Source organism: Bradyrhizobium mercantei (genome assembly GCF_001982635.1).
GTDB classification, from domain to species: Bacteria; Pseudomonadota; Alphaproteobacteria; order Rhizobiales; family Xanthobacteraceae; genus Bradyrhizobium; species Bradyrhizobium mercantei.
Genome location: NZ_MKFI01000007.1, coordinates 354,453 through 376,094, shown reverse-complemented (window position 1 = coordinate 376,094; position 21,642 = coordinate 354,453). Strand labels below are relative to the sequence as shown.

Annotated in this window: 17 protein-coding genes and 1 other RNA gene; 8 read left to right on the top strand and 10 right to left on the bottom strand. The window is 65.5% G+C overall.

The features are described 5' to 3' along the window. Positions 1-22: 22 nt before the first annotated feature. A complete protein-coding gene (locus BI327_RS31580; protein WP_076865155.1) occupies positions 23-1,021 on the bottom strand; it encodes a flagellar motor protein MotA in 999 nt (332 codons plus the stop codon). 547 nt (positions 1,022-1,568) lie between these two features. Here BI327_RS31580 and BI327_RS31575 point away from each other — a divergent pair. The 3 genes from BI327_RS31575 (at position 1,569) to BI327_RS31565 (ending at position 7,186) form a co-directional block, all read left to right on the top strand. Continuing rightward, positions 1,569-2,774 (top strand): efflux RND transporter periplasmic adaptor subunit, encoded by a 1,206-nt coding sequence (locus tag BI327_RS31575; protein WP_089025651.1) that lies wholly within the window; start codon positions 1,569-1,571, stop codon positions 2,772-2,774. A 6-nt stretch (positions 2,775-2,780) separates the two neighbouring features. Further along, the gene (locus tag BI327_RS31570) at positions 2,781-5,933 is read left to right on the top strand and encodes a multidrug efflux RND transporter permease subunit (protein WP_076865153.1); all 3,153 of its coding nucleotides are present in this window, start codon (positions 2,781-2,783) and stop codon (positions 5,931-5,933) included. Between the two features lie 110 nt (positions 5,934-6,043). After that, positions 6,044-7,186: an AAA family ATPase gene (locus BI327_RS31565; protein ID WP_076865152.1), complete on the top strand. Its 1,143-nt coding sequence runs from the start codon at positions 6,044-6,046 to the stop codon at positions 7,184-7,186. Positions 7,187-7,200: 14 nt separating this feature from the next. Here BI327_RS31565 and BI327_RS31560 read toward each other — a convergent pair whose 3' ends face one another. The 8 genes from BI327_RS31560 to tkt all read right to left on the bottom strand — a co-directional run bounded on the left by BI327_RS31560 (position 7,201) and on the right by tkt (position 16,858). Further along, positions 7,201-7,995 (bottom strand): inositol monophosphatase family protein, encoded by a 795-nt coding sequence (locus tag BI327_RS31560; RefSeq protein WP_076865150.1) that lies wholly within the window; start codon positions 7,993-7,995, stop codon positions 7,201-7,203. A gap of 234 nt (positions 7,996-8,229) precedes the next feature. Then, positions 8,230-9,303, bottom strand: a complete 1,074-nt coding sequence (locus BI327_RS31555) for a tetratricopeptide repeat protein (protein ID WP_076865149.1) — start codon at positions 9,301-9,303, stop codon at positions 8,230-8,232. A 7-nt stretch (positions 9,304-9,310) separates the two neighbouring features. Continuing rightward, positions 9,311-10,000 carry a thiamine phosphate synthase gene (locus BI327_RS31550; RefSeq protein WP_076865147.1) on the bottom strand — a complete coding sequence of 230 codons (690 nt, stop codon included), beginning with the start codon at positions 9,998-10,000 and terminating at the stop codon, positions 9,311-9,313. After that, a complete protein-coding gene (locus BI327_RS31545) occupies positions 10,001-11,041 on the bottom strand; it encodes a class I fructose-bisphosphate aldolase (protein WP_076865145.1) in 1,041 nt (346 codons plus the stop codon). Between the two features lie 215 nt (positions 11,042-11,256). Next, positions 11,257-12,324, bottom strand: coding sequence for a class II fructose-bisphosphate aldolase (gene fba / locus BI327_RS31540; protein WP_076865144.1), 1,068 nt, complete (start codon positions 12,322-12,324; stop codon positions 11,257-11,259). A gap of 43 nt (positions 12,325-12,367) precedes the next feature. Then, complete coding sequence (locus tag BI327_RS31535; protein ID WP_076865143.1) at positions 12,368-13,564, bottom strand: phosphoglycerate kinase; 1,197 nt, start codon at positions 13,562-13,564, stop codon at positions 12,368-12,370. A gap of 143 nt (positions 13,565-13,707) precedes the next feature. Beyond that, positions 13,708-14,715 carry a type I glyceraldehyde-3-phosphate dehydrogenase gene (gap, locus tag BI327_RS31530; protein ID WP_076865142.1) on the bottom strand — a complete coding sequence of 336 codons (1,008 nt, stop codon included), beginning with the start codon at positions 14,713-14,715 and terminating at the stop codon, positions 13,708-13,710. Between the two features lie 160 nt (positions 14,716-14,875). Next, on the bottom strand, positions 14,876-16,858 hold the full coding sequence (tkt, locus tag BI327_RS31525) for a transketolase (RefSeq protein WP_076865141.1): 1,983 nt from the start codon (positions 16,856-16,858) through the stop codon (positions 14,876-14,878). Between the two features lie 335 nt (positions 16,859-17,193). On the opposite strand from tkt, the gene BI327_RS31520 reads away from it, so the two are divergent. The 5 genes from BI327_RS31520 (at position 17,194) to BI327_RS31500 (ending at position 19,891) form a co-directional block, all read left to right on the top strand. Next, a complete protein-coding gene (locus BI327_RS31520; RefSeq protein WP_050405740.1) occupies positions 17,194-17,514 on the top strand; it encodes a DUF4164 domain-containing protein in 321 nt (106 codons plus the stop codon). After that, a complete protein-coding gene (locus tag BI327_RS31515; RefSeq protein WP_021076488.1) occupies positions 17,511-17,894 on the top strand; it encodes a cell division protein ZapA in 384 nt (127 codons plus the stop codon). Before BI327_RS31520 ends, BI327_RS31515 begins: the two co-directional genes overlap by 4 nt. A 258-nt stretch (positions 17,895-18,152) precedes the next feature. Next, a non-coding RNA gene (gene ssrS / locus BI327_RS31510) (6S RNA) lies at positions 18,153-18,313 on the top strand. A gap of 172 nt (positions 18,314-18,485) precedes the next feature. Continuing rightward, positions 18,486-19,064 (top strand): 5-formyltetrahydrofolate cyclo-ligase, encoded by a 579-nt coding sequence (locus BI327_RS31505; RefSeq protein WP_076865140.1) that lies wholly within the window; start codon positions 18,486-18,488, stop codon positions 19,062-19,064. A 2-nt stretch (positions 19,065-19,066) separates the two neighbouring features. After that, positions 19,067-19,891, top strand: a complete 825-nt coding sequence (locus BI327_RS31500; RefSeq protein ID WP_076865139.1) for a TIGR00282 family metallophosphoesterase — start codon at positions 19,067-19,069, stop codon at positions 19,889-19,891. Positions 19,892-20,204: 313 nt separating this feature from the next. Here BI327_RS31500 and BI327_RS31495 read toward each other — a convergent pair whose 3' ends face one another. Further along, positions 20,205-21,629, bottom strand: coding sequence for a methyl-accepting chemotaxis protein (locus BI327_RS31495; protein WP_076865138.1), 1,425 nt, complete (start codon positions 21,627-21,629; stop codon positions 20,205-20,207). Positions 21,630-21,642 lie beyond the last annotated feature (13 nt).

Here is a 21,642-nt window from a genome sequence, read left to right as displayed (position 1 = left end):
TCTCCTGGGGCTTGCTCCCCGGCTAGCTCTTCTCGGGCTGGCGGGCGAGGCGTTCGAGCAGCCGCTTGATCTCGCGGTTCTGCTCGCCCTGGCCGTCGGCCCATTCGCGGATCATCTGCTGCTCGGTGCGCATATGCGCAACCAGCCCCTGGATCGCCTCGGCAAGATTGGCCATCGCCGCCGTGGTGTTGCGGCCGCTGCCGCCGGCGCCGCCTTCCTCGAAGGTGGCTCGCAGCCGGTCGATCGCGCCCTGCAAATCGGCGCCGCCGGCACCGGCGCCCTCGCCGGAAATGCCGCGTACGGTGGTGGCGAGCCAGTCCTCGAGGTCGGTGTAGAAGCGGTTCTGGGCCTGGCTCGATTGCAGGTCGAGGAAGCCGAGGATCAGCGAGCCGGCAAGGCCGAACAGCGAGGACGAGAACGAGATGCCCATGCCGCCGAGCGGGGCGGCAAGGCCCTCCTTCAGCGTATCGAAGAGCGCGCCGGCGTCGCCGCCGACCTTGAGCCCGTCGATCACCTTGCCGACCGAGCCCACGGTCTCGATCAGGCCCCAGAAGGTGCCGAGCAGGCCGAGGAACACCAAGAGGCCGGTCATGTAGCGCGAGATGTCGCGGGCTTCATCCAGGCGGGTTGCGATCGAATCCAGGAGATGCCGCATGGTCTGCTGTGAGATCGACATCCGGCCCGTGCGCTCGCCGCCGAGGATCGCGGCCATCGGGGCAAGCAGCGTCGGACGGCGCTCGATCGCAAGGCCCGGATCGGCGATGCGGAAATTATTGACCCAGGCCACTTCAGGATAGAGCCGGATCACCTGGCGGAACGCCAGGATGACGCCGATCAGCAACACCGCGCCGATCAGGGCGTTCAGCCCGGGATTGGCGAAGAAAGCGGTCACGATCTGCTTGTACAGCACGACCCCGACCAGGCCGCAGAGCACCAGGAACACCAGCATCCGCACCAGGAAGATCCTGGGCGAGGACAGCTTGCTCAGTTCGATCTCCATCTCGGATCGGGAAGGGGGCATTGCCGGGTCATCCGTTCGCGAAGGCCGCATCTGCCAGCAATATGGCACAGCGGCAGAGTGAGGAAAGCCGATTCCAAGGGCTGTCGGCAGACCTCGGGTTGATACGGAGTGGACTGTTGCCGCTTTGCGCGGCTGTCCGGGGTGACGGCGCATCTGCGTGTGCAGAAGCTGCCAATCCCGCGCGCAGATCGCGCGACGAACGCGCCGTGCACCGCGGGGTGGGATGCGCGGCGGTCGGCGGCGGCGATCGCCGATTCGCGCGCCCACGCATGACGAGTTGGTAATCTGCGACATTCCGCGCAGACAAAAGGCCACGTTCCCGCTCCTGCAGTCCTTAACGCATTCCCACAGCCTCCGATGGAACCCGCTCACAATCCGGTGAGTCGACAAAACATGCCGCGAAATCAGAGCGATAGGTTTGTGTGACATTGAGCCGCCCGACAAACGCATTGCGTCGCAGCAAGCAGGATTTATTTTTGGCGGCAGGAGCGGTGCCGCTGTGGGCCGCCATTTGTTTATTCCAACCGCAACAGGGGCGATCATCTCAATGTCTGGACTTCGCGCGCAATCGGCATGCATTGCTCTGATGCTGGCCGTGACGGCGCCATTGCTTGCTGGTTGCGACGAACCGAATTCCGCAACCGCCGCCGTACAAGCTCCCGAGCCGGACGTCAGTGTCGTCACCGTGAAGCCGCAGGCCCGCGCGATGGTGCGTGAGCTGCCGGGCCGCATCGCTCCGACCCGCGTCTCCGAGGTGCGCCCGCGCGTTTCGGGCATCGTCGTCAACCGCATGTTCCATCAGGGCAGCGAGGTGAAGGTCGGCGATCCGCTGTACCAGATCGATCCGCGCCCGTTCGAGGTCGAATTGCAGTCGACCGAGGCGGCGCTGGCGCGCGCCAAGGCCGTGCTCGAGCAGACCGCGTTGCAGGCCCGCCGTATCGCGACCCTCACCCAGCAGCGCGCGACCTCGGAGGCCGAGAACGAGAAGGCGATCGCCAATTTGAAGCAGGCCGAAGCCGACGTGCAGGGCCGCGAGGCCGACGTCGCGCGTGCCAAGCTCAACCTGGACTACGCGACGATCCGTGCGCCGATCGACGGCACCATCGGTGCGGCCGTGATCAGCGAGGGCGCGCTCGTGGTGCAGAACGATTCCGCGAGCCTTGCGACCATCCAGCAGCTCGATCCGATCTATGCCGACTTCCAGCAGTCGGTGACCGAGATGAACCAGCTCCGCCGCGCCTTCGAGAGCGGCGATCTTGACCGCATCGCGCCCGACGCGATGAAGGTGCGTCTCGTGCTCGACGACGGCTCGATCTATCCGCTGCCCGGCAAGCTGCTGTTTTCCGACGCCAAGGTCGACGCCTATACCGGGCAAGTCACCCTGCGCGGCGAGTTCCCGAATCCGCATCGCATCCTGCTGCCGGGCATGTATGTCCGCGTGTTGATCGAGCAGGGCATCGACTCCGACGCGATCGCCGTGCCGCAGCAGGCGATCCAGCGCAATGGCGGCGGCGGCAGCGAGGTGTTCGTCGTCAAGAACGACAATCACGTCGCGGTGCAGCCGGTGCGCACCGGCTCGCTGCAGGGCGGCCAATGGTTCGTGAGCGAAGGTCTCAAGGCCGGCGACAAGGTCGTGGTCGAGGGCTTCCAGAAATTCGCCGCCGGTGACAAGGTCCGGCCGCTCGCCTGGCGTGAGATCGACGCCGCTGCGGCACAGTCGGATTCGCCTCAGACCGCGCACGCGGTGCGGTGATCCGACATGCCCAGCTTCTTCATCGACAGGCCGATCTTCGCCTGGGTCGTCGCGCTGTTCATCTGTTTGATCGGCGCGATCTCGATCCCGCTGCTCGCGGTCGCGCAATATCCGATCATCGCGCCGCCCTCGATCTCGATCTCGACGAGCTATCCCGGCGCGTCGCCGGAGAACCTCTACAACAGCGTGACGCGGCTGATCGAGGAGGAACTCAACGGCGCCGCCAACATCCTGAACTTCGAATCGACCTCCGACTCGCTCGGTCAGGTCGAGATCATCGCCAACTTCAAGCCGGGCACCGACACCAGCCAGGCTTCGGTCGAGGTGCAGAACCGCCTCAAGCGCGTCGAGGCGCGGCTGCCGCGCGCCGTGATCCAGCAGGGCATCCTGGTCGAGGAAGCTTCCTCCGCCGTGCTGCAGATCATCACGCTGAACTCGACCGACGGCTCGCTGGATGAAGTGGGCCTCGGCGACTTCATGATCCGCAACGTGCTGGGCGAGGTGCGCCGCATTCCCGGCGTCGGCCGCGCCACGCTGTATTCGACCGAGCGCTCGCTGCGCATCTGGATCGATCCGGCCAAGCTGGTCGGCTACGGCCTGTCTGCCGACGACGTCAACAAGGCGATCACGGCGCAGAACGCCCAGGTCGCCTCCGGCAGCATCGGCGCCGAGCCGAGCACGGACACGCAGAAGATTTCCGCGCAGGTGCTGGTCAAGGGCCAGCTGTCTTCGCCCGACGAGTTCGGCGCGATCATCCTGCGCGCCAATGCCGACGGCTCGACGGTCCGCCTGCGCGACGTCGCGCGGATCGAGGTCGGCGGCCTCAGCTACCAGTTCAACACCCGTCTCGACGGCAAGCCGACCGCCGGTCTCTCGGTGCTGCTGTCGCCGAAGGGCAATGCGCTGGCGACCGCGAACGCGGTCGAAGCCAAGATGAAGGAGCTGTCGCGCTTCTTCCCGGCCAATATCAGCTACGAAATCCCCTACAACATCACGCCGGTGGTCGAGGCTTCGATCAAGAAGGTGTTGATGACGCTGGTCGAGGCGGTGGTGCTGGTGTTCGTCGTGATGTTCCTGTTCCTGCAGAACATCCGCTACACCATCATCCCGACCATCGTGGTTCCGGTGGCGCTGCTCGGCACCTGCGCCACGCTGATGGCCGTGGGCTACTCGATCAACATGCTGACCATGTTCGGCATGGTGCTGGCGGTCGGCATCCTGGTCGACGACGCCATCGTCGTGGTCGAGAACGTCGAACGCATCATGGCCGAGGAAGGCCTGCCGCCGAAGGAGGCCACGAAAAAGGCGATGTCGCAGATCACCGGCGCCATCATCGGCATCACGCTGGTGCTGATGGCCGTGTTCGTGCCGATGGCGTTCTTCCCCGGCTCGGTCGGCATCATCTACCGCCAGTTCTCGGTCACCATGGTGGCGGCGATCGCGTTCTCGGCGCTGCTCGCGCTGTCGCTGACGCCGGCGCTGTGCGCGACCTTGCTCAAGCCGGTCGAGAAGGGCCGCGGCCATGCCCGCAAGGGCGTGTTCGGCTGGTTCAACCGCGTGCTCGACTATAGCCGCGCCGGCTATACGCGCACCGTGCAGGGCTCGCTGAAGCGCACCGGCCGCCTGATGCTGATCTATCTCGTGCTGTTCGCGGGCGTTGCCTACGGCTTCGTGCGGCTGCCCGGCGGCTTCCTTCCGGTCGACGACCAGGGCTTCATCACCACCGACGTGCAGACGCCGTCGGAATCGTCCTACGCGCGCACCGAAGCTGCGGTCGAGCAGGTCGAGAAGTATCTGAAGGATCGCGCAGGGATCGAGAACGTCACGTTCCTCACCGGCTTCAGCTTCCTCGGCCAGGGCATGAACACCGCGCAGGCCTTCATCACGTTGAAGGACTGGTCGGAGCGTGGCCCGAAGGATTCCGCCGCCGCCATCGTCGCCGACATCAACCGCGACCTGTCGTCGATCCGCGACGCCAGGATCTCGGCATTGCAGCCGCCGCCGATCGACAATCTCGGCAACTCCTCGGGCTTCTCGTTCCGCCTGCAGGACCGCGGCCAGAAGGGCTATGCGGCGCTGATCGCGGCGTCCGACCGCCTGATCGCGGAGGCCAATGCCAGCCCTGTGTTGCAGAAGGTCTATGTCGAGGGCCTGCCGCCGGCGCCGCAGGTCAATCTGATGATCGACCGCGAGAAGGCCGGCGCGTTCGGCCTCACCTTCGAGGACATCAACAACACGATCTCGACCAATCTCGGCTCGAACTACATCAACGACTTCCCGAACCGCGGGCGCATGCAGCGCGTCATCGTGCAGGCCGACAAGACCAGCCGCATGAATGCGGATGACATCCTGAACTACAACGTCAAGAACAGCCGCGGGCAATTGGTGCCGTTCTCGGCCTTCGCCACCATCGAATGGTCGAAGGGACCCACTCAAATCGCGGGCTTCAACTACTATCCGGCGGTGCGCATCTCCGGCGAGGCCAAGCCCGGCTTCACCTCGGGCGACGCGATCGCCGAGATGGAGCGGCTTGCCGACAAGCTGCCGCGCGGCTTCGGCTATGAATGGACCGGCCAGTCGTTGCAGGAGAAGCTGTCGGGCTCGCAGGCGCCGTTCCTGCTCGCGCTCTCGGTGCTGGTGGTGTTCCTGCTGCTCGCCGCGCTCTACGAGAGCTGGACCATTCCGCTCGCGGTGCTGCTGACCATTCCGCTCGGCATTCTCGGCGCCGTGGTGGCGGCGACGCTGCGCGGGCTGTCCAACGACGTCTATTTCACCGTCGGCCTGATCACGATCATCGGCCTTGCGGCCAAGGACGCGATTCTGATCATCGAGTTCGCCAAGGATCTGCGCGCGCAGGGCAAGCCGCTGGTCGAGGCGACCATCGAGGCGTGCAGCCTCAGATTCCGCCCGATCCTGATGACCGGCCTGGCCTTCGTCTGCGGCGTGCTGCCGATGGCGATCGCGACCGGCGCCGGTGGCGCCAGCCAGCAGGCGCTCGGCACCTCGGTGATGGGCGGCATGATCGCCGTCGTCATCCTCGCGCTGCTCTTGGTGCCGGTGTTCTTCGTCAGCGTGCAGCGCGTGCTCGCCGGTGATCGGGAGAAGGTCGAGAAGCCCGAGGTCTATGGCCCGCCCGCGCCGGCAAGGATCGGTCATTGATGTCCGAGATCGGAGGCGCCTCCGGCTTGCTTTCCCAACATAGCCAATCCAGATTGCATCTCTGGATTGAACGGGGAGCGTCTGGGCAACCCGGGGATTGAGGGCATGTGATGCGGCCGAGCGATGTTGCGATCTCGAATTATCGCTCGATCCGGCGGCTCTTCATGCCCATTCAACCGCTCTCCGTCTTCGTCGGCGAGAACGGCGTCGGCAAATCCAATCTCTACAAGTCGCTGTCGCTGCTGCGTGACGCGGCAACCGGGCGGATCACGCGCACCATCGCCGACGAAGGCGGATTGAACTCGGTCTGCTGGTCCGGCATGCGCCAGCGTGGCGACGATGCGCGGCTGCGACTGGCGGCCAGATTCGACAACATCAAATATTCGATCGAGCTCGGACATCCCGGCCCGGTCGAGGCGGCCTTTCCGGGCGAGCCGATGATCAAGTCCGAACGCATCGAGGCGATCCACGGCAAGCGAAAAGTTCTGATGATGGAGCGGACGAATTCACACGTCAGCGTCCGCGGCGAGAACGGCGCCTGGAGCGAGCACAGGGATGCGGTGCTCCCGTCGGAAACCGCGCTCGCCGATTTCCTCGACGGCAAGGCGTATCCCGAAATCAACCTGGTCAGAAACGCGATGCAGAGCTGGCGGTTCTATCACGATTTCCGCAGCGACCCGGCATCGCCGATCCGCAAGCCCTGTCTCGCGATCACGACGCCGTCGCTGAGCGCCGATGGCAGCGATCTGGCTGCCGCCCTGGCAACACTCTACGCGATCAGGGAAGATGCTGCCGACTTGCAGGACGCGATCGAGGATGCATTCCCGGGCGCCGAGCTCCGGGCCTGGGAAGACAGTGGGCGGTGCGAATTCGATCTGCAACTGGCTGATATGCCGCGGCCGTTCAAGGCGCACGAACTATCCGACGGCACGCTGAAATATATCTGCCTGCTCGCGGTGTTCATGGGCTATCGGCTGCCGCCGTTCATCGCGCTGAACGAACCCGAGACCAGCCTGCATCCATCGCTGCTGCCGCCATTGGCGAGATTGATCGCCAAGGCGTCGCGCCGCGCCGACGTCTGGATCGTCACCCATTCGGAACACCTGATGGAGGCGTTGCGGAGCGAGAGTTCGGTCCCGTTGCGCCGGGTGATCAAGGCGAAGGGCGCCACCGCCATCGAGGGCCTCACCGCCGGCGGCGAATTTCGCGACGGGGAGGATGATCGCGATGACGATGAAGACAACGACGACTAGATCGAGCCGTCGCGCTATTGCCCGAGCGGCTTGAGGATCTTGATCAGCTCGCCGTGCACGAACTCGTTGCCGCAGACGACGTGGCCGGTCTGCAACGGATCGTCATTGCCCTGGATGCCGGAGACGGTGCCGCCGGCTTCGCGGACCATCAACAGGCCGGCCGCGACGTCCCAGGCCCCCAGGTTGCGCTCCCAATAGCCGTCGAGCCGGCCGGCGGCGACGAAGGCGAGGTCGAGCGAGGCGGCGCCGAAGCGGCGGAAGCCCGCGACCTTGCTCTGCAGCGCGGCCATCTCCTGCAGCGCCAGCTGATGATTGCCGCGGCCGATATGCGGCAGGCCGCAGGCGACCACGCATTCGTTGAGCTGGCGGCGGCCGGCGACGCGCAGCCGCTGGTCGTTGAGGAAGGCGCCCTTGCCGCGCTCGGCGATGTACAGCTCGTCATTGGCGGGATTGTAGATCACGCCCGCGATCACGGTGTCCTCGCGCTTCAGCCCGATCGAGATCGCGAATTGCGGGATGCCGTGCAGGAAGTTGGTGGTGCCGTCCAAGGGATCGACGATCCAGGTGTGGCTCTTGTCCGAGCCTTCGCGGTTGCCGCCTTCCTCGCCGAGGAAGCCGTAACCGGGCCGGGCCTTCTCGAGGTCGGTGTAGAGCATCTCCTCGGCGCGCTTGTCGGCGAGCGAGACGAAGTTCGCCGGCCCCTTCAGCGACACCTGGAGATGTTCGATCTCGCCGAGGTCGCGCTTGAGGCTGCGGCCGGCGCGGCGCGCGGCCTTGACCATGACATTGATGAGGGCGGAATAGAGCATGATGAGAACTTGTGACCGAGATTGTGAATGTCGATAGAGCGGCGGGCGCAAAATCTCAGCCCGTCATCCTGAGGAGCGCGAAGCGCGTCTCGAAGGATCGACGGCCCGGTTCGGGGCCGTGCATCCTTCGAGGCTCGCTCCGCTCGCACCTCAGGATGACGGGCGAAAAAAGAACGGAACGCGGCCACCTGGGCTTCGGACTGGGTGCCCTCTGGAAGTGGCGCCGTCAAGGCGTCATTTGACGTTGTTTCCGATCCATTTCCGGGCGGCTGCCTCGCCCTTGGCGCGGTCCTCCGGGGTCATATCGGCGAGAATGTCGTCGAGATCGGGATCACCCTTGCCGGCGGTCTTGGCGACCGTGTGCCATTTCAGCGCCTCGACCTTGTCGACCGGGGCGCCGGCGCCGGTCGCCAGCACGTGGGCGAGGCGGTTTTGCGCGATCGGGCTGTTCTGCCGGGCCGCCTTGCGCAGCAGCGCCACCGCCGCCGGCACGTTCCGCGGCGTGCCGGCGCCGTTGTAGAGCGCGATGGCATATTCGACCTCGGCATCGACGTTGTCGGCCAGCGAGGCGGCCTGCAGCAGCCGCGCCGCCTTTTCGAGGTCTTTCGGCACGCCGGTGCCTTCCTTGTAGAAGGTCGCGAGCGCGTATTGCGCCTCGGGGCTGCCGGCGTCGGCTGCCATGCGCAACAGCTCGGCGGAGCGCTTGAGGTCCTGCGGCAGGGTCTGGCCGTCGAGATAGAGCAGCGCGAGGTTATAGGCCGCCTTCGGCTCGCCGAGCTTGGCCGATGATGCCAACAGCTTGACCGCGGCATCCTTGTCCACGGTGCCGCCGCGGCCCGCGATCTTCATCATGGCGAGCGCGAACATCGCCTCGCGGTCGCCGGCGTCGGATGCGCGCTTGTACCAATCGTCGGCCTTGGCGTAGTCGCGCTTGACGCCGAGCCCGTTGGCATAGAGCTCGCCCAGCATCGTCATGGCCTTGGCGTCGTTGTTGTTCTGCGCGCGCGCCATCGCGAGGTCGAACGCCGTCTTGTACATGCCGCGCTGATAGGCGCCGTAGACAAGGTCGACATTGGGATCGTCGGGCGTCGGGGTCGGCGAGGGAGTCGGCGTCGGGGTGGGCGTAGCGGAAGGCTTCGGCGCGGGCTTCTTCGGGGCCGGTGCATGCACCTTCGGCTTCTCTTTCGGCGCCTCTTTCTTCGCAGGCGGCGGCGTCTGCGCCGGCGGCGTGATCGAGAGCTGCGCCATCGCGCCGCTCGCCAGCATCGTGCAGCCGAGCGCAACACCTATCGGACGCAGGCATTTCATTCCGGCGTCATCCCTCGGCCTTCCCCTCGACCTTGGCCTTGCCGAATGTGCCGGCATGCGCCTGCGCGATCGCCTCGCCGATCTCGACCAGCGCCGCCTTGGCGCCGCGCGGATCGGACCAGATGAAATCTCCGACCAGCACGAAATCCGCACCGGCCGCCGCGAACGCCTCAGCCTCCTCGCGGGAGGTGGCAAAGCCGACGCAGGGCGGCTCGAACAATTCGTCCCACCATTCCAGCCGCTCGGCGATCGCCTCCGTCGAGGGGCGTTGTCCCTTGGCGTCGGGCTCACCGAACAGCACATAGTCGGCACCGGCTTCGCCCGCCGCCATGGAATCATGGCGCGTCGCAAGCCCGCCGGCGCCGACGATACGGTCGGGCTTCAGCGCGGGCATCGCGTCTTCCATCGCGGCAACGCCGGTCAGATGCGCGCCATCGGCGCCGGCACGGGCCACGATATCGGGCTGGCCGTCGATCAGCAGCGCCGCACCCGCGGTCTGGATCGCAGGCGCTAAGGCCTTGACATAGGAGATCATGCCGCGCGGATCGGTCTCGCGCAGCCGCACCAGGACGGCCGCGACATCGGCCGCGGCGAGCAGCCCGGCAAGCTCGGCCGCAAGCTGCGCGGGCTCGTCGACCGGCGGGGTTGCCAGATAGAGGCGCGGCGCCGGCCGCGGCGGAACGAGCTTGCTGGCCAACTATGCCGCCTGTTTTTCGAGGCCGGCTTCCCAATTGCCGGTGCTCGCCAGCCCGTTCATCCGGGCGCGATGCGAGAAGGCGCGCTGGCCGGCGGGGACATTGTCGGCCTTGCCTGACCACGCCTTCTGCGGCGCCGCCTGCAACGCGCGGCCATAGGAGAAGGTCAGCCGCCACGGCAAATGGCCGATCTTGTTCATGGCGTCGAGATGCGCGGTCGCTTCCTCATCGCTCTGTCCGCCGGAGAGGAAGGCGATGCCGGGCACCGCGGCCGGCACGCAGCTCTTGAGCAGGCGGATGGTCTTCTCGGCGACTTCCTGCACCGATGCCTGCTTCGGGCACTTCTTGCCCGAGATCGCCATGTTCGGCTTCAGGATCATGCCTTCGAGCGCAACGCGCTGCACCCGCAATTCCTGGAAGGTGCGGTTCAGCACGCGCTGGGTCACCTCATAGCAGCGGTCGATGTCGTGATCGCCGTCCATCAGCACTTCGGGCTCGACGATCGGGACGATCTGCGCGGCCTGGCACAGCGCCGCGTAGCGCGCCAGCGCATGGGCGTTGACCCGGATCGCGGTCATGGTCGGAATGCCGCGGCTGCCGGCACTCGAGCCGATATCGATCACGGCGCGCCATTTCGCAAAGCGCGCGCCGCGCTCGTAATATTTCTTCAGCCGCTCGGCGAGCTTGTCGAGGCCGACGGTGACGAGTTCGCCGGGGCAGTTCGGCAGCGCCTGGGTGCCTTCGTCGACCTTGATGCCGGGGATGCTGCCGGCCTGCTCGATCAGCTTGACCAGCGGCGTGCCGTCCTTGGCATTCTGCCAGATCGTCTCGTCGTAGAGGATGACGCCGGAGATGTACTTGCTCATCGCCTCCTGCGAGCGGAACAGCATCTCGCGATAGTCGCGGCGATTGTCCTCGGTCGAATCGACCTTGATGGCGTCGAAACGCTTCTTGATGGTGCCGGAGGATTCGTCGGCCGCGAGGATGCCCTTGCCCGGGGTGACCATGGCGAGCGCAATTTTGTTGAGGTCGGAGAGGTTCATCGGGGGCGTCCTCCAGAGCCATTGCCTTTGCAAACCAAAATAGGCGGTTCTCGGGCAAATGCCTAGAAAACGTTCGTCGCGGCCGGTGTTTGTCGCAGCCGGCGATCACGCCCGGGACACCGTTTCCGACTGCGTCGGAGCCGGTGTCCCGCCTTAATGATTCAGGCGATAAGTTGTCAGGCGGATTTTGCGATCCGCTATCAGGCGATCTTTGATCAGGCGATCTTGGGGTCGAGCTGGCCGGCGGCGTAGCGCTTGGCCATTTCCGCGGTGGTCAGCACCTTCTTGATCTTGCTGGCCTGGCCCGCGGTGTTGAACTCCTGCAGGCGCTGCTTGCACAGCTTGGTCATCGCCTCCATCGCGGGCTTCAGGTACTTGCGCGGATCGAACTCTTCCGGATTGTCCTTCAGCACCTTGCGGATCTGGCCGGTCATCGCCATCCGGTTGTCGGTGTCGATGTTGATCTTGCGCACGCCGTTCTTGATGCCGCGCTGGATCTCGGCGACCGGCACGCCCCAGGTCGGCTTCATCTTGCCGCCATTGGCGTTGATGATCTCCTGCAGCTCCTGCGGCACCGACGATGATCCGTGCATCACCAGATGGGTGTTCGGCAGCTTGCGGTGGATTTCCTCGATCACGTTCATGGCGAGGATGTCGCCGTCGGGCTTGCGGGTGAACTTGTAGGCGCCGTGCGAGGTGCCCATCGCGATGGCCAGCGCGTCGACCTTGGTTTCCTGAACGAACTTCACGGCTTCATCCGGATTGGTCAGCAGCTGGTCATGCGACAGCTTGCCCTCTGCGCCGTGGCCGTCTTCCTTGTCGCCCATGCCGGTCTCGAGCGAGCCGAGCACGCCGAGCTCGCCTTCCACCGAGATGCCGCCGAGATGGGCCATGCCGGTCACCGTCCGGGTGACGCCGACATTGTAGTCCCAGTCGCCCGGGGTCTTGCCGTCGGCCTTCAGCGAGCCGTCCATCATGACCGAGGTGAAGCCGGCCTGGATCGCGGTCATGCAGGTGGCGGGCTCGTTGCCGTGGTCGAGATGCACGCAGACCGGGATCTGCGGGTAGATCTCGGTGACGGCGTCCATCATGTGCTTGAGCATGACGTCGTTGGCGTAGGAGCGGGCGCCGCGCGAAGCCTGGATGATGACGGGCGCGTCGACCTCGGAGGCCGCGGCCATGATCGACAGCGCCTGTTCCATGTTGTTGATGTTGAAGGCAGGTACGCCGTAATCATGCTCGGCCGCGTGGTCGAGCAGTTGCCGCAACGTGATGCGAGCCATTCCATTTCTCCCTGTAGTGCGCGTTCGCGTATTTCGAACTAAATCAACCTTTTTTCAGAACTTCGACGCCCGGCAGCGGCTTGCCTTCCATCCATTCAAGAAACGCGCCGCCCGCGGTCGAGACGTAGGAAAAATCACCGGCCACGCCCGCCTGGTTCAGCGCTGCCACGGTGTCGCCGCCGCCGGCGACCGAGATCAGCTTTTTGGCCTTGGTGCGCTCGGCGGCATGCTTGGCCGACACCACGGTGCCGCGGTCGAACGGCGTCAGCTCGAAGGCGCCCAGCGGTCCGTTCCAGACCAGCGTCGCGGCATCGTCGATCGCGGCATGGATGCGCGCGATCGATTGCGGGCCGACGTCGAGGATCATGCCGTCGGCCGGGATCGCGTCGAGGCCGTAGGCATGCGACGGCGCGTTGGCGGCAAACTGGTTGGCGACGACGGCGTCAACGGGGAGGATGATCGCGCAATTCGCGGCGTTGGCCTTCTCCATGATCCGAAGCGCGGTCGCGGCGAGGTCCTTTTCGGCGAGCGACTTGCCGACGGCGACGCCCTGCGCGTGCAGGAAGGTGTTGGCCATGCCGCCGCCGATCACCAGCGCGTCGACCTTGTTCACAAGGTTTTCCAGGAGATCGATCTTGGTCGAGACCTTGGCGCCGCCGATGATCGCGATGACGGGCTTGGTCGGGGCTTCCAGGGCCTTGCCGAGCGCGTCGAGCTCGGCCTGCATGGTGCGGCCGGCATAGGCGGGCAGCTTGTGGCCGAGGCCTTCGGTCGAGGCGTGGGCGCGATGCGCGGCTGAGAAGGCGTCGTTGACCCAGATGTCGCCAAGTTTTGCCAGTTCAGCGACGAAGCCGGCGTCGTTCTTCTCTTCCTCTTTGTGGAAACGCGTATTTTCCAGGCAGAGGATGTCGCCGTCCTTCAGGGCCGCGACCGCAGTGGCCGCGGGCTCGCCGATGCAGTCTTCGGCGAAGGCGACCGGGCGCTTGATCACCTTCGACAGCGCGTCAGCGACCGGCTTCAGCGACTCCTTGGCATCGCGTCCCTTGGGGCGGCCGAAATGGGCGAGCAGGATCACCTTGCCGCCCTTGTCGGAAATTTCGGTGATGGTGGGAGCAACGCGCTCGAGCCTTGTGGCGTCGGTGACGCGGCCACCTTCCATGGGGACGTTGAGGTCGACGCGCAGCAGCACGCGCTTGCCCTTCACATTGACGTCGTCGAGGGTGCGGAACGATTTTGTCATGAGCGTTTCCTGTGCGGCCGGACACAGCCGTCCGACGGACGGCGTCGCTTTCGCTTGCCGATGTCGCGGCCGTTGCGGCCGCGAACGCGGGGGCAAACACGCAGATGCCCGGCTTTGAGGCCGGGCATCGCGAACAGTCGAACTTAAACCAGCTTGCCGATCGCGACGGCGGTGTCCGCCATGCGGTTCGAGAAGCCCCACTCGTTGTCGTACCAGGACATCACGCGCACGAAGTTGCCGTTCTGCACCTTGGTCTGATCCATGTGGAAGGTCGACGAGTGCGGATCGTGGTTGAAGTCGATCGAGACGTTCGGCGCATTGGTGTAGCCGAGGATGCCCTTGAGCTGCTGCTCGGCGGCGCGCTTCATCGCCTCGTTGATCTCCTTCACGTCGGTGGCGCGCTTGGCGACGATCTTGAGGTCGATCACGGAGACGTTCGGGGTGGGAACGCGGACCGAGACGCCGTCGAGCTTGCCCTTCAGCTCCGGCAGCACCAGGCCGATCGCCTTGGCGGCGCCGGTCGAGGTCGGGATCATCGACATCGCAGCGGCGCGGCCGCGATAGAGGTCCTTGTGCAGGGTGTCGAGCGTCGGCTGGTCGCCGGTATAGGCGTGGATCGTGGTCATGAAGCCGGTCTCGATGCCGACGGTGTCGTTCAGGACCTTGGCGACCGGGGCGAGGCAGTTGGTGGTGCACGAACCGTTCGAGACCACCAGATGGTCCTTGGTCAGCGTGTCGTGGTTGACGCCGTAGACGATGGTGGCGTCTGCGCCGTCGGCCGGCGCCGAGACCAGCACGCGCTTGGCGCCGGCGGCGAGATGCGCCGAGGCCTTGTCCTTCGCGGTGAAGATGCCGGTGCATTCCAGCGCGACGTCGACGCCCAGCGCCTTCCACGGCAGCTTGGAGGGGTCGCGCTCGGCCGAGACCTTGATCTTGTTGTCGCCGAGGCTGATCGAGTCGCCATCGACGGTCACGGTGCCCGGAAAGCGGCCGTGCACGGAATCGAAGCGCAGCAGATGCGCATTGGTCTCGACCGGGCCGAGGTCGTTGATGCCGACCACCTCGATGTCCTTGCGGCCGGACTCGGCGATGGCGCGCAGAATGTTGCGGCCGATACGCCCAAACCCGTTGATCGCGACGCGGATTGCCATGCTCGTCTCCTCTAAAGCTGTTGTCAGCCCCGCGGGAGGGCTCCCACGAGGTTCTTACGGCGGAACGCCCGGTTCGGCCGGGCGCGTACGGAAAAGATGGAGCTTAGGTAATCCTTTTTTGCGACAAGCTCAACCGTGGCCCGCGGGTGTCAGGCCAGCGTCAGACGCGCTTGGTGGCAGCGTTAACGACGGCTTCAGCGGTAATGCGGAAATGCGGGAAAAGGTCCTTCGCCGGGGCGCTTGCCCCGAAACCGTGCATGCCGATGAATTCGCCATCACGGCCGATCACGGCATCCCAGCCCCAGCGCACCGCGGCCTCGATCGCGATCTTGACCGGGGCGTTGCCGATAAGGGCATTTTGCCGCTCGGCAGGCTGCGCCAGCAGCAATTCCAGCGACGGGACCGAGACCACCCGCGTCGCGATGCCGCGCCCGGCGAGCTGCTTCTGCGCCTCGACCGCGATCTGGACCTCGGAACCGGAGGCGAACAATGACACTTTTGCGTCACCCTGCGCCGCGACCAGCTCGTAGGCGCCGTGGCTGCACGGATTGTCTGATGGCGCCGTGGTGCGGAGCTGCGGCAGGTTCTGACGGGTCAGTGCCAGCACCGTCGGTCCGTCGATGCGGTTGAGCGCCAGTTCCCAGCACTCGGCGGTCTCGACCGCGTCGCAGGGACGGAACACGCGCATGTTGGGGATCGCGCGCAGCGCGGAGAGATGCTCGACCGGCTGGTGGGTCGGGCCGTCCTCGCCGAGGCCGATCGAGTCATGGGTCATGACATAGACCACGCCGGTGCCCATCAGCGCCGACAGCCGCATCGCGGGGCGCGCGTAGTCGGTGAACACCAGGAAGGTGGCGCCGTTCGGCGCGAAGCCGCCATGCAGGAAGATGCCGTTGAGGCACGCCGCCATGCCGTGCTCGCGGATGCCGTAATGAATGAAGCGGCCCTTCGGCGTCTTGGCGCCGAACGCGGTCGCCGACTTCGCCTTGTTGTTGTTGGAGCCGGTGAGGTCGGCGGAGCCGGCCACGAACTCCATCGGCATCGCGGCGGCGATCACTTCGATCGCAGCTTCCGACGATTTGCGGGTGGCGACGTTGAGCGGATTTTCCAGGAGGCCCTTCTTGAAGGCGCGCAGCCCCTTGGCGAGCGACTGCGGCCGCTCGTGACGGATGCGGCGCTCGAACTCGGCGCGCTTGCGGTTGCCGAGCTGCGCGAACTGCTCGTCCCACGCCTTGTGCTCGGCGGCGCCGCGGGCACCCGCCTCGCGCCACGCCTTCAGCACGTCGTCGGGCACCGAGAACGGCTCGAGCGAGATGCCGAGTTTTTCCTTGGCGGCCTTGAGCTCGTCGGCGCCGAGCGCTTCGCCATGCGCTTTCGCGGTGCCGGCCTTGTGCGGCGCGCCGTAACCGATCGTGGTCTTGCAGGCGATCATCGAAGGCTTGCTGGATTTCTGCGCGCGGGTGATCGCAGCCTCGATCGCCTGCGGATCATGGCCGTCGATCAGCTCGGCGGCCCAGCCTGCGGACTTGAAGCGCTTCACCTGATCGACGGAATCGGAGATCGAAGTCGGGCCGTCGATCGAGATGCCGTTGTCGTCGTACAGCACGATCATCTTGTTGAGGCGCCAGACCCCGGCGAGCGCGATCGCTTCCTGCGAGATGCCTTCCATCAGGTCGCCGTCGGAGGCGAGCACATAGGTGTGGTGGTTGACGATCTTCTTGCCGAACTCGGCGGCGAGCATCTTCTCGGCGAGCGCCATGCCGACCGCGGTCGCGATGCCCTGGCCGAGCGGACCCGTGGTGGTCTCGATGCCCTTGGTATGGAAATTCTCCGGATGTCCCGGCGTCAGCGATCCGAGCTGGCGGAAATGCTTGATCTGGTCGAGCGTCATGTCCTTGTTGCCGGTGAGGTACAGCAACGCGTAGAGCAGCATCGAGCCGTGGCCGGCCGACAGCACGAAGCGGTCGCGGTCGGGCCACGCCACGTCGGCGGCATCGAATTTCAGGAATTTCGTGAACAGCACGGTCGCGATGTCGGCGGCGCCCATCGGCAGGCCGGGATGGCCGGAATTCGCCTTCTCGACGGCGTCCATGGCAAGGCCACGGATCGCATTGGCCATACGGGTGTGATCGACCTGCGTCATGATGAAAAGTCCGCCTGGAATGAGAGCTGATTGCTGGACGCATCGGGGCGGGCAGCCGCGATACGCGCGTGGAGTGGCCTTACGGGTTGGAGGGTGGATTAGCACCTCAATTCCGCAAGTCCAAGGCGATGAAACGCCCCAAAACGGGGAAAAGTTGCTCGAAATGGCCCAATTTCATTGAACGGTGCATAGTTCTGCGCCGCCGTTGCGCCCGGCTCGCTCACCACGTAAATTTCGTCCCGTAAACGCTTGCCGAACCGTAGTTTTACCGTGCAGCAGACGGCCGCCAGCAGGCCGTCCCAACCAACCGACTTGAAGGGTCCACACCGCGTGTCATGAGTGATCGTCTCGCCAACGGGTCTGGCAATACCGAGGCACCGCTTGCCGATATCGATGCTGCGACAAAGCGGCTGATGGCCGCGCTTGATGCGCTGGAAAGCTCGGTGGAGCGCCGCCGCGAGGCCGACCGCGACGAGAACGAATTGGCGAGCCGGATCCAGGCGCTGGGCGCCGATCGCTCCAGGCTTGCCGACGAGCTCGACGGATCGCTGGTGAAGACGCGCAAGCTCGAGCGCGTCAATCGCGACATCGCGGAAAAGCTCGACGCCGCGATCGGCACCATTCGCGCCGTGCTCGAGGGCGGAGAAGGCAGATGAGCCACATCAACGTCACCATCAACGGCCGGCAATACCGGATGGCCTGCGAGGAGGGCCAGGAGGTGCGGCTGCTCAAGCTTGCGGAAAACCTCCAGCAGCGCGTCGAATCGCTGCGCGGCAAGTTCGGCGAGATCGGCGATGCCAGGTTGACTGTGATGGCAGCGCTCACCGCCTGCGACGAATTGGTCGATGCGAGCGCGCGCATCCGCAGCCTCGAGGAAGAGGTCGAGCAACTCCGCAACGCCCGCACAGCCGCTACCGACCGCGCCCGCGCTACCCAGACCGCGGTCTCCAACGCGCTCAACGCCGCCGCCGAGCGGATCGAACGCACCACCCAGGTGCTCAACCGCACCATCGGCGGCGGCATCGCGATCGGGTGATTAAATCCCTCGGCATGCGGTGATCTCATCCTCCCCTGGAGGGGGAGGATCGACGCGAATGAAATGAGCGGCGAGGTGGGGTGAAAGCCTCTCCACCGTGCAGTGCCCGTGTTGAGAGATCACCCCACCCCGTCTCGCCATTCGCTTCGCTCATCGCGAGCCGACCCTCCCCCTCCAGGGGAGGGTGAAAGCTGTGCATGGGCTGCTGCGTCTTCCTTACCGCTGGCGGATTGGGGCAACGATGGCTAGATTAGCCCCGCGAAGCTGCGTCGTGCGTCAGGAGCCATATATCCCCGGGGCCTTATCGATCCTTTAGGGAACTGTCCCTGGCCGGGTCCGTGGACCCGGACATATGGTGCCCACCTACTTTCGTAGGGAACTCCGGGATCGAGCGCTCCAACGGCCTCTGCGGCTTCGCACTGATTTTTTGCTGTTGCCTTGTCGTCGCGCTGCGGCGGTTCGATTGCGAAGCAGTGTGTGCCCCGCGATGCGGGGCATCCAGCGCGCCGCGGCGTGGCCTTACGAACGAAGTTGGCGTCTCTGATTGATGGATCGTCCGTTGTCGCGGACGACGACAGCGGAAGATGGATCATGCACGCATCTCCATCGAAGGCCGAGCTTCGGGCGCTTGCTCTCGCCAAGCGCGACGCGCTGAGCGACGAGCAGCGCGCGGCGGCCGCCGAGGCGCTTGCCAAGCGCGGCGCGCCGTTCGAGATCACGCAAGGCATGATCGTCTCCGGCTATGCCCCGATCCGCAGCGAGTTCGATCCGGCGCCATTGATGAAGAAGCTTGCCGACAAGGGCGCGCGGCTGGCGCTGCCCTGCATCAATGCACGTGGCCAGTCGTTGACCTTCCGCAGCTGGTCGCCGCAGGACCGCCTGATGCTCGGGCCGCTCGGCATTCCCGAGCCGTCGCCGGCCGCGGCCGAGGTGCATCCCGACGTGATGCTGGTGCCGCTTGCCGCCTTCGACAAGCTCGGCCATCGCATCGGCTACGGTGCCGGTTATTACGACTATACCTTTGCGCATCTGCGCAAGGCCAAGCATGTGATCGGGGTCGGGGTAGCCTTTGCTGCACAGGAAACCAAGGCTATCCCGGCGCTGTCGCACGACGTCCCGCTCGATTATGTGCTAACGGAGCGCAAGACGTTCGATTTCCGGAGTAGCTAGCCTTGCGTATCCTCTTTGTTGGTGACGTCGTCGGCAGGACCGGCCGCACCGCCATCGCCGACCACCTTCCCGGCATGATCAGGGACTGGTCGCTCGACCTCGTCGTCGTCAACGGCGAGAATTCCGCCGGCGGCTTCGGCATCACCGAGGCGATCTATCAGGAGTTGCTCGATGCCGGTGCCGACGCGATCACGCTCGGCAACCACGCCTGGAATCAGAAGGAGGCGCTGGTCTTCATCGAGCGCGCGCCGCGCCTGATCCGCCCCCTGAATTTCCCGCGCCATTCGCCGGGCCGCGGCGCCACGCTGGTCGATACCAAGAACGGCAAGCGTGCGCTGGTCTTGAACGCGATCGGCCGCGTCTTCATGGAGCCGTCGTCGAACGATCCGTTCAGCGCGATCGACCGCGAGCTCGAGGCCTGCCCGCTGCGCGAGGGCGCTGACGCCATCGTGCTCGATTTCCATGCCGAGGCCACCTCCGAGAAGCAGGGCGTCGGCTTCTTCTGCGACGGCCGCGTCAGCCTCGTGGTCGGTACCCATACCCATGTGCCGACTGCCGATCACCAGGTGCTGCCCGGCGGCACCGCCTATATGAGCGATGCCGGCATGACCGGCGACTATGATTCGGTGATCGGCATGCAGAAGGAGGAGCCGCTGCAGCGCTTCCTCACCGGCATTCCCTCCGGCCGTTTCGAACCGGCGGGCGGCGTTGCGACGCTCAGCGGCCTCGCGGTCGAGACCGACGATGCGACCGGGCTTGCGGTCAAGGTCGCGCCGGTGCGCGCCGGCGGCCGGCTCGAGCCCGCGGTGCCGGGCTTCTGGACGTAGCGAAGGAAATGGAGCCGTTGGGCGGATGCAGCGAACGGGTCGCGCGAACGCGCCCGATGACAGGCTACGCGAAATCCTTCTCGCCGGTGCATGACTGATTCCGGATTAAGCTTCGCTCCATCCGGGCTACGGGCTGTACATAATTTCGGAATAATAGAAGAATACCGGTGATTTGCCCGACGTGTCAAGCCGCCGTGTCGGACGCCGGCGGCGGCCAGCTCCTTTGCATGGGGTTGTTTTCGATATTTTGGAAGCGAGCTCAGCCAAGCGCACCCGGACGACCATTGGCTTCACACGGGCTATGGCCGCGGATTTACGACTGCCGGAAGCCCATCCGGAACGCGCCCCAGTGACGGCCGTTCACGGTGATCGGCGATGACACGTCCTTCATCAACACGAAATTGCCGCCGCCCATGTCGCGGCGGTAGGTCTGCAGCAGGAACGGTTTTGTATTGGCCGCGACCTTGCTCACGGCGCGGTCGTTGAACAAACGGCGGTTGCGGCAATTGGCGTTGTTCCAGACCGGGTCCGGCCCCTGCGGCAGCCGGTAGTTCGGATTGTGGGTCGGTAGATAGCCGCTGCGCGCCCAGGCGACGCAGAACACGATGCGTGGATCGATCTTCTGGATCGGATCCTGGATCGCGGGCAGCACGCGGTCGGTGAAACTGACATAGTCGGTCAGATACTGCTTCGGATTGGTGCCCGCGATCTCGCGATATTTCTCGTCCATCAGCTGCGTGAGCGTGATCTCGCCGCTTGCGATCGCATTCTCGAACAGCTCGGAGATCTGCTTCGCGGTCTCGATCACGACGCGGATCAGCGGCGTATCACTGGTCTCGACGCCGCTGTCGGCGATCGTCACGATCAGGCTCTCGGAGAGCTCGAGCAGCTTCGCGACGCGCCCATCCGCGTGCTTGAGGTCGCGCGAGGAGAGATCGACGCCCTTGGCGAGTTCGTTCAGCTCCGCGATCACGGTGTCGCAATGACCGAGATTGGAGGTCGCGGCGCGCGCCACGCTGCCGATCTCGGCGCCGACAGACGAAAAGCCTTCCTGCACGCGGCTGATGATGCCCGAGATCTGCTGGGCGCCTTCGCCGGCGCTCTTGGCGCGCAGCGAGGCATCGCTGCTCTCGCCGATCAAGCTGCCGATCTGGCCGTCGAGGTCGCGCACGGTGTCGGAAATCTGATGCGTCGCCTGCCGCGTCGCCTCGGCGAGGTTCTTCACCTCGCTTGCGACCACAGCAAAGCCGCGGCCGGCGTTGCCGGCGCGCGCGGCCTCGATGGTGGCGTTGAGCGCCAAGAGGTTGGTCTGCTTGGCGATCGCCTCGATCGAACCGGAGACCTTGGCGACCTGGCTCAGTGCGGAGCCGACCGCGGCGAGACGTGCCTCGATCCGTCCGACCGCGGCGACGAGCTCTGCGATATGGCTGACCGCGGTCTCGACCACATGACGCGACTCCGCGATCTGGCCGACCGCGGCGGACGCGGTCGTTTGCACCGCCTGCGATGCATTGGCGATGTCGTGATTGGCGGAGACCATGGTCTCCGCCGTCTCCTGCAGATGATGGAACCGCTCCGACTGGTTGGCGACGCGGTTCGCCACCTCCTGGACGTTGCCGGCGATGTCGGCAAGCTCGACCCCGAGGCCGCCGATGCGGTCGGCGAGCTGGTCGACGAGCCGTTCGGCCAGCGTCCGGTTCGATGAAATATCCAGCACTGCAAGCTGCGCGGATGACATTCTCGCACTTCCT